General features: G+C 65.1%; 5 protein-coding genes and 1 rRNA gene (1 of these 6 only partly in view). 1 reads left to right on the top strand and 5 read right to left on the bottom strand.

What is annotated here, in order from left to right:
- A 16S ribosomal RNA gene (locus DA075_RS02245) occupies nucleotides 1-1202 on the bottom strand (it extends 282 nt beyond the left edge of the window).
- Between the two features lie 657 nt (nucleotides 1203-1859).
- On the opposite strand from DA075_RS02245, the gene DA075_RS02240 reads away from it, so the two are divergent.
- Nucleotides 1860-2264: a Ros/MucR family transcriptional regulator gene (locus DA075_RS02240; protein WP_099951819.1), complete on the top strand. Its 405-nt coding sequence runs from the start codon at nucleotides 1860-1862 to the stop codon at nucleotides 2262-2264.
- Between the two features lie 107 nt (nucleotides 2265-2371).
- On the opposite strand, the gene lon is transcribed toward DA075_RS02240, so the two are convergent.
- The 4 genes from lon to tig all read right to left on the bottom strand — a co-directional run bounded on the left by lon (nucleotide 2372) and on the right by tig (nucleotide 8772).
- Nucleotides 2372-4795 (bottom strand): endopeptidase La, encoded by a 2424-nt coding sequence (gene lon / locus DA075_RS02235; protein ID WP_099951818.1) that lies wholly within the window; start codon nucleotides 4793-4795, stop codon nucleotides 2372-2374.
- Between the two features lie 270 nt (nucleotides 4796-5065).
- The gene (clpX, locus tag DA075_RS02230) at nucleotides 5066-6337 is read right to left on the bottom strand and encodes an ATP-dependent Clp protease ATP-binding subunit ClpX (RefSeq protein WP_048445376.1); all 1272 of its coding nucleotides are present in this window, start codon (nucleotides 6335-6337) and stop codon (nucleotides 5066-5068) included.
- A gap of 280 nt (nucleotides 6338-6617) precedes the next feature.
- Entirely contained in the window at nucleotides 6618-7247 is a 630-nt protein-coding gene (locus tag DA075_RS02225) for an ATP-dependent Clp protease proteolytic subunit (RefSeq protein ID WP_048445377.1), read from the bottom strand.
- 115 nt (nucleotides 7248-7362) lie between these two features.
- Nucleotides 7363-8772, bottom strand: a complete 1410-nt coding sequence (gene tig, locus DA075_RS02220) for a trigger factor (RefSeq protein ID WP_099956349.1) — start codon at nucleotides 8770-8772, stop codon at nucleotides 7363-7365.
- Nucleotides 8773-8849: the final 77 nt, after the last annotated feature.

The following is an 8849-nucleotide window of genomic DNA, read 5'->3' as shown; positions in this document are numbered from 1 at the left end:
GCTGCCCATTGTCACCGCCATTGTAGCACGTGTGTAGCCCATCCCGTAAGGGCCATGAGGACTTGACGTCATCCACACCTTCCTCGCGGCTTATCACCGGCAGTCTCCCCAGAGTGCCCAACCAAATGATGGCAACTAGGGACGTGGGTTGCGCTCGTTGCGGGACTTAACCCAACATCTCACGACACGAGCTGACGACAGCCATGCAGCACCTGTGTGCGCGCCCCCGAAGGGGACCCCGGATCTCTCCGGATAACACGCCATGTCAAGGGATGGTAAGGTTCTGCGCGTTGCTTCGAATTAAACCACATGCTCCACCGCTTGTGCGGGCCCCCGTCAATTCCTTTGAGTTTTAATCTTGCGACCGTACTCCCCAGGCGGAATGCTTAATGCGTTAGCGGCGCCACTGAGGTGCATGCACCCCAACGGCTAGCATTCATCGTTTACAGCGTGGACTACCAGGGTATCTAATCCTGTTTGCTCCCCACGCTTTCGCGCCTCAGCGTCAGAACCGGACCAGACAGCCGCCTTCGCCACTGGTGTTCTTGCGAATATCTACGAATTTCACCTCTACACTCGCAGTTCCGCTGTCCTCTTCCGGTCTCAAGCCAACCAGTATCGAAGGCCATTCCGTGGTTGAGCCACGGGCTTTCACCCTCGACTAAATCAGCCGCCTACGCGCCCTTTACGCCCAGTGATTCCGAGCAACGCTAGCCCCCTTCGTATTACCGCGGCTGCTGGCACGAAGTTAGCCGGGGCTTATTCCTCCGGTACCGTCATTATCGTCCCGGAGAAAAGAGCTTTACAACCCTAAGGCCGTCATCACTCACGCGGCATGGCTGGATCAGGGTTGCCCCCATTGTCCAATATTCCCCACTGCTGCCTCCCGTAGGAGTCTGGGCCGTGTCTCAGTCCCAGTGTGGCTGATCATCCTCTCAGACCAGCTACTGATCGTCGCCTTGGTGAGCCATAACCTCACCAACTAGCTAATCAGACGCGGGCCGATCCTTCGGCAGTCAAGCCTTTCCCCATAAGGGCGTATCCGGTATTAGCTCAAGTTTCCCTGAGTTATTCCGAACCGAAGGGCACGTTCCCACGCGTTACTCACCCGTCTGCCGCTGACCCCGAAGGGCCCGCTCGACTTGCATGTGTTAAGCCTGCCGCCAGCGTTCGCTCTGAGCCAGGATCAAACTCTCAAGTTGAAGAGCTGATCAAAGCTGATCACAATAGTAACGGAGGCTCACAACCGACCGGCGTTTCCGCACGATCGTGTGAGCACCGAAACGTCAGACCAGCATCATCCTACTCATGATCCCGCCCGAAGGCAGGATCCGCAGGGACGACGCCGTCCACGCTTCTCTTTCTCGTATGCACTTGTCAAAGAGCAGGCCGGTCGACCCGGCGATCGTCGGCAACAACAGGACCCGCGCCTGACCAAGGTCAGGCTCGCCGGCCCAGACTGTGCAGAAGACGTTTCAGAGACCGGTCCGCGGGAGCGGCCGGCGCCGATGGGTGGTCGTATAGGCCCCGCATTTTCCCCCGTCAACTCCTTTGTGAAGCTCCCGCGACAGATGCCTCATCGGCCCCCTCCCCTCTCGCACGCGTCGGCTCGCGGACGGCGATGCCGAGAGCGACTGGCTTACGAGTGCTCCTGCGTACGGCTGGCGCACCCGCGTGTGCAATGCCTGTATTACGTGGGCGCATAGGCGGGAATCGCGCCCCGTAGAGACCATCAGTCACTATCCATGGCGCACAACTTTGTTTCCACGGTGTAATTCTGTCGCATTCCCAAAAAGAAATATTGACCCGCGGCGCTCAAAGACGCATGGGGCACGCACTCTGTCATCGGAGCCGATTGAATGCTGGACCAAGATCAAGAAACCAACCTGATTGAGCGCGCAGCCGACATCGTGTCGGCCTACGTGTCCAACAACTCCGTGCCGCTGCCCGATCTGCCGGCCCTGATCAACGCCGTGCACCAGTCGCTGAGCCGGCTCGGCGACAATCAGCCGGTCGAGGCCGAGAAGCCGGTCCCGCTGATGCCGATCAAGAAGACGGTGACCCCGGACTACCTGATCAGCCTCGAGGACGGCCGGCAGTACAAGTCGCTCAAGCGCCACCTGTCGACCCGCGGGCTCACCCCCGAGGAGTACCGCCGCAAGTGGGGCCTGCCGCACGACTACCCGATGGTCGCCGCCAACTACGCCGCCCAGCGCTCCGAACTCGCCAAGAACAGCGGCCTGGGCCGGCGCCGCAGCGCCTGACCCCCGCTCTGACATCGTCTCGGGCGAGGGGCGCCAGCCCGGACAAAGAAAGGCCCCCGGATCGTGAGATCCGGGGGCCTTTCTCGTCTCAGGGAAGAGTCAGGCAGTTAATGCGCCACCAGCCCCGAAGCGTCGTCCTCGGACCGGGCGGGCGAAGCCTTCGGCAGCGGCTCGTCCCAGTCGATCGCCACCGGCATGCGCACCAGCGCCCGCTCCAGGACCTGATCCATGCGCGAGACGGGAACGATCTCGAGCCCGTTCTTCACGCTGTCGGGAATCTCCACCAGATCCTTGGCGTTCTCCTCCGGGATCAGCACGATCTTGATGCCGCCCCGCAGAGCGGCCAGCAGCTTCTCCTTGAGGCCGCCGATCGGCAGCACCCGACCCCGCAAGGTGACTTCGCCGGTCATGGCGATGTCGCGGCGAATCGGGATGCCGGTGATGACCGAGACGATCGCCGTCGCCATGGCGATACCAGCCGAGGGCCCGTCCTTCGGATTCGCCCCCTCCGGCACGTGGACGTGGATGTCCCGGCGCTCGAACAACGGCGGCTCGACGCCGAAATCGACGGCCCGCGAGCGGACGTAGGACGCCGCCGCCGAGATCGATTCCTTCATCACGTCGCGCAGGTTGCCGGTGACCGTCATCTTGCCCTTACCGGGCATCATGACGCCCTCGATCGTGAGCAGCTCGCCCCCGACCTCGGTCCAGGCCAGACCCGTGACCACGCCGACCTGATCGTCGGTCTCGACCTCGCCATAGCGGAACTTCGCCGGGCCCAGGAAGGTGTCGAGGTTGTCGGCCGAGACCGTCACGCTCTTCACCCCCGAGATCAGGATCTCCTTCACCGCCTTGCGGATCAGGTTCGAGATCTCGCGCTCCAGGTTCCGCACGCCCGCCTCGCGGGTGTAGCGGCGGATCAGGAGCATCAGGCCGTCATCGGTGATCGACCACTCCTTGGGCTCGAGGCCGTGCTTCTTCAGCGCGCCGGGCATCAGGTGCTTGCGCGCGATCTCGACCTTCTCCTCCTCGGTGTAGCCGGCGATGCGGATCACCTCCATCCGGTCCAGGAGGGCCGGCGGGATATTGAGGGTGTTGGCCGTGGTCACGAACATCACGTTCGACAGGTCGTAATCGACCTCGAGGTAATGGTCGTTGAAGGTCGCGTTCTGCTCCGGATCCAGCACCTCGAGGAGCGCCGCGGACGGATCGCCGCGGAAGTCCATGCCCATCTTGTCGATCTCGTCGAGCAGGATGAGCGGGTTCGAGGTCTTGGCCTTGCGCATCGACTGCACGATCTTGCCGGGCATCGAGCCGATATAGGTCCGCCGGTGACCGCGGATCTCGGCCTCGTCACGCACGCCGCCGAGCGACATGCGCACGAACTCGCGACCCGTCGCCTTGGCGATCGACTTGCCGAGCGAGGTCTTGCCGACGCCGGGCGGTCCGACGAGGCAGAGGATCGGACCGGTGAGCTTGTTGGCGCGCTGCTGCACCGCCAGGTACTCGACGATCCGCTCCTTCACCTTGTCGAGGCCGAAATGGTCGGCATCGAGCATCGCCTGCGCACCGGGCAGGTCCTTCTTGATCTTCGAGCGCTTGCCCCACGGGATGCCGAGCATCCAGTCGAGGTAGTTGCGCACGACCGTCGCCTCGGCCGACATCGGCGACATCTGGCGCAGCTTCTTCAGCTCGGCCAACGCCTTGTCCCGCGCCTCCTTGGACAGCTTGGTCTTCTCGATCTTGTCCTCGAGCTCGGCCAGCTCGTCGCGGCCGTCCTCGTCGCCGAGTTCCTTCTGAATGGCCTTCATCTGCTCATTCAGGTAGTACTCGCGCTGAGTCTTCTCCATCTGCCGCTTGACGCGGGTGCGAATGCGCTTCTCGACCTGCAGCACCGAGATCTCGCTCTCCATCAGCGAGAGCACGCGCTCCAGCCGCTGGGCGACGGTCGGGATCTCGAGGATCGCCTGCTTGTCGGAGATCTTGACCGCGAGATGCGAGGCGACCGTGTCGGCGAGCTTCGAGGGCTCGTCGATCTGGATCACCGCCGAGACCACCTCGGGCGAGATCTTCTTGTTGAGCTTGACGTAGTTCTCGAACTCCGAGATCACCGAACGGGCGAGGGCCTCGGCCTCGATCTTGTCGCCGAGATCGTTCGGCAGCACCTCGGCCTCGGCGGCGTAGTACTCGTCCGAGCGCACGAAATCCTGGATCTTGGCCCGGCCGCCGCCCTCCACCAGCACCTTTACGGTGCCGTCGGGCAGCTTGAGCAGCTGGAGCACGCTCGCCAGGGTGCCGATGGTGTAGATCGCATCGGTGGCCGGATCGTCGTCGGTGGCGTTGACCTGGGTCGCGAGCAGGATGTGGCGGTCGGTGCGCACCGCCTCCTCGAGGGCCCGGATCGACTTCTCGCGGCCGACGAAGAGCGGCACGATCATGTGCGGGAAGACCACGATGTCGCGCAGCGGCAGGACCGCATAGGTCCCGCTCGTACCGGGGACGACGGGCTGGCGCGATTTCGGCTGGGTCATTGACTGACTTCCTTGTGTGGTGACGCCCAGATCCCTCCCCTCACGAGGGGAAAAGCAGGAGGAACATGGGGGCCGACCGGGCCGCGGGGGTCGGAACGAGAAGAGCGGCCGGGTCGCGGCACCGCACCTCGTTTCGGTGAGCATGCGGCCGCCGCGTTGACTCTCAGGTGGCTCCTTCGGGTGCCGCTTTCAAGCACCGTGCCACCCGGCCGCATCCGGCCACCTCTCGGACGAGAGGCCGCCGTTTTCGCGGCGGCCTCCGGGTCACCGTCAGGCGCTGGCGCTCGCCGGCGCGTCCTTGCCGCGGTCGCCGTGGATGTAGAGCGGCCGCGACTTGCCGTCGACGACCTCCGGCCCGATCACCACCTGCTCCACCGAATCAAGGCCGGGCAGGTCGTACATCGTCTCGAGCAGGATGCTCTCCAGGATCGATCGCAGGCCGCGGGCGCCGGTCTTGCGCTCGATCGCCTTGCGGGCGACGAGGCTCAGCGCCTCCTCCTGGAACGTCAGGTCGACGTTCTCCATCTCGAACAGGCGCTGGTACTGCTTGACGAGCGCGTTCTTCGGCTCCTGGAGGATCCGCTTCAGCGCCGTCTCGTCGAGGTCCTCGAGTGTCGCCAGCACCGGCAGGCGGCCGACGAATTCCGGGATCAGGCCGAACTTCAGCAGGTCCTCGGGCTCGACGTTGCGGAAGATCTCGCCGGTGCGGCGGTCGTCCGGAGCCTGAACGGTGGCGCCGAAGCCGATCGAGGTGCCCTTGCCGCGGGCCGAGATGATCCGCTCCAGCCCCGCGAAGGCGCCGCCGCAGATGAACAGGATGTTGGTCGTGTCGACCTGCAGGAATTCCTGCTGCGGGTGCTTGCGCCCGCCCTGCGGCGGCACGCTGGCGACCGTGCCCTCCATGATCTTCAGGAGGGCCTGCTGCACGCCCTCGCCCGACACGTCGCGGGTGATGGAGGGGTTATCCGACTTGCGCGAGATCTTGTCGATCTCGTCGATGTAGACGATGCCGCGCTGCGCCCGCTCGACGTTGTAGTCCGAGGCCTGGAGCAGCTTGAGGATGATGTTCTCGACGTCCTCGCCGACGTAACCGGCCTCGGTCAGCGTCGTTGCATCGGCCATCGTGAACGGCACGTCGAGGATGCGCGCCAGGGTCTGGGCCAGAAGAGTCTTGCCCGACCCGGTCGGGCCGATCAGCAGGATGTTGGACTTCGCCAGCTCGACGTCGTTGTGCTTGGTCGCGTGCGCCAGGCGCTTGTAGTGGTTGTGCACAGCCACCGACAGGACCTTCTTGGCAAAGTCCTGCCCGATGACGTAGTCATCCAGAACCCGCCGAATTTCCTTCGGAGTCGGTACGCCGTCCCGCGACTTCACCAACGAGGACTTCGATTCCTCGCGAATGATGTCCATGCACAGCTCGACGCACTCATCGCAGATGAAGACGGTCGGGCCCGCGATCAGCTTGCGAACCTCGTGCTGGCTCTTGCCGCAGAACGAGCAGTACAGCGTGCTCTTCGAGTCGTTGCCGCCAGCCTTGCTCATATGGGTCTCCAAGTCCCCGATCGGTCCCGCCCCGGGGGCACGACCGCATCGCTTTTAGATAGTGGCGCCCGGCTAAAGAAACAGTCACCGCCTCCCGCGCGCCGAGCGCCCGACGCAGAATCGCGATGCAAACACGCAGCCACCGCCGGATCAATCCCGCGGATGCGACAGGCTCCCGCCAAATGGCCGCATCCGGGATCCGCCTTCCGGAGCGGTCGCCACCCGCCGGGGGAGGTCCGCCCAGGCGGGCCCCTCCGGCGGATGGCGCGGCCGCCGGCGTTTACGCCTGCGCCGGCGCCTCGGCCCGCTTCTGGAGCACCTCGTCGATCAGGCCCCACTCCTTGGCCGCGTCGGCGGTCATGAAGTTGTCGCGCTCCAGGCCCTGCTCGATGGCATCGTAGTCGCGGCCGGTATGCTTCACGTAGATCTCGTTGAGGCGCCGCTTTAGGGCCTCGATCTCGCGGGCATGGATGAGGATGTCGGTGGCCTGGCCCTGGAAGCCGCCGGAGGGCTGGTGCACCATGATCCGGGCATTCGGCAGCGCGAAGCGGTGGCCCGCCTCGCCGGCGGCCAGCAGCAGCGAGCCCATCGAGGCGGCCTGGCCGACGCAGAGCGTGGCGACCGGGCAGCGGATGAACTGCATCGTGTCGTAGATCGACAGGCCGGAGGTGACGACGCCGCCTGGCGAGTTGATGTAGAAGGAGATCTCCTTCTTCGGATTCTCCGCCTCGAGGAACAGCAGCTGCGCCACGATCAGCGACGCGGAGTAGTCCTCGACCGGGCCGGTCAGGAAGATGATGCGCTCGCGCAGCAGGCGCGAGTAGATGTCGAACGCGCGCTCGCCGCGACTCGACTGCTCGACCACCATAGGGACGAGCGCGCTGTTATAATACTCGACCGGATCTCTCATCTCACTGGCCCTCTGAACGGAACCCGGCTGCCTTCGGGCAGCCGGGATGACGGCGGAACGAACGACCTCTCAGGCCCCGTCCGCCGCCCGCCAGAGGGAGGAGGTCGGCCGGGGATCAGGCCGGGTTGGACTCACCCGCGGGAGCAGCCTCGGCCGTCTCGGCCTTGGTGCCGTCCTCGGCGTCGTCCTCGTCGGCGAACAGCGCCTCCTTGGAGACGGGCTCCTCGACCAGTTTGACCTGACCGAGGACGTGGTCAACCACCTTCTCCTCGAACAGCGGAGCGCGCAGCTCGGCCAGCGCCTGCGGGGTCTTGCGGTAGAAATCCCAGACCTGCTGCTCTTGGCCCGGGAACTGACGGACGCGGGCGATCAGGGCCTGATTCACCTCGTCGTCCGAGACCTTGATATCGGCGCTCTCGCCGGCCTGCGCAAGCACCAGACCGAGGCGCACGCGGCGCTCGGCGATCCGGCGGTACTCCTCGCGCGCCTTCTCCTCCGTGGTGTCCTCGTCCTCGAAGGTCTTGCCGCGGTTCTTCAGATCCTGCTCGACCTGGGCCCACACGGCGGCGAATTCCTGGTGGACGAGGCTCGGGGGCAGCTCGAAGGAGTAGCGGCTGTCGAGGGCGTCGAGCAGGCCCTTCTTGAGCTTCTGGCGCGAGGCCGCCTCGTACTCGCGGCCCATGGTGGTCCGCACGGCGTCCTTGAGGGCGTCGAGGGAGTCCATGCCGAAATTCTTGGCGAGCTCGTCGTCGATCGTGAGCTCACCCGGGGCCTTCACGGCCTTCACGGTGACGTCGAACTCGGCTTCCTTGCCGGCGAGGTGCTCGGCGCCGTAGCTCTCCGGGAAGGTGACCTTGACCAGGCGCTCGTCGCCGACCTTGGCGCCGATCAGCTGGTCCTCGAAGCCGGGGATGAAGGTGTTCGAGCCGAGATCGAGGTTGATGTCCTCGCCGGTGCCGCCCTCGAACGGGGTGCCGTCGATCCGGCCGGTGAAGTTGATGGTCAGGCGGTCGCCGGACTGGGCAGCCTCGCCCTCGGGCCGGTCCTCGAACGGGCGGTTGGCGGCGGCCATCCGCTCGATCGTCTCGTTGATCTCCTCGTCGGAGGGGGTGACGACGAGCTTGGTCAGGCTCACGTCCGAGAGGTCGACGAGGTCGAAGCTCGGCATCACCTCGAGGGCGATCTTGAACGAGAGGTCGGCCTTGGCGTCGAGCGCCTTCTCGATCTCGTCCTTGTCCTCGGGCATCTGCACCTGAGGCTCGAGGGCGAGCTTGAGCTTGTTGTCCTCGACGATCTTCTGGTTGGCCTCGTTGACGGCGTTCTGGACGACGTCGGCCATCACGGAGCGGCCGTAGACCTTGCGCAGGTGGGCGACCGGCACCTTGCCCGGGCGGAAGCCCTTGATCTGCACCTTGCCCTTGATCCCGTCGAGCTCGGTCGCGAGCCGGCTCTCCAGCTCGGCCGCGGGGAGGACCACCTGGAACTCGCGCTTCAGCCCCTCGGCCTTGGTCTCGGTCACCTGCATCGTCGTCATTCCGCCTTGCACCTTCGAATCCGGCCTGGCTGCGGCCCGGACGGCGCTGGCTCGCACCGTGCGACGGG

The organism is Methylobacterium currus (assembly GCF_003058325.1).
GTDB lineage: Bacteria > Pseudomonadota > Alphaproteobacteria > Rhizobiales > Beijerinckiaceae > Methylobacterium > Methylobacterium currus.
This window is presented reverse-complemented; position numbering and strand designations above follow the sequence as displayed.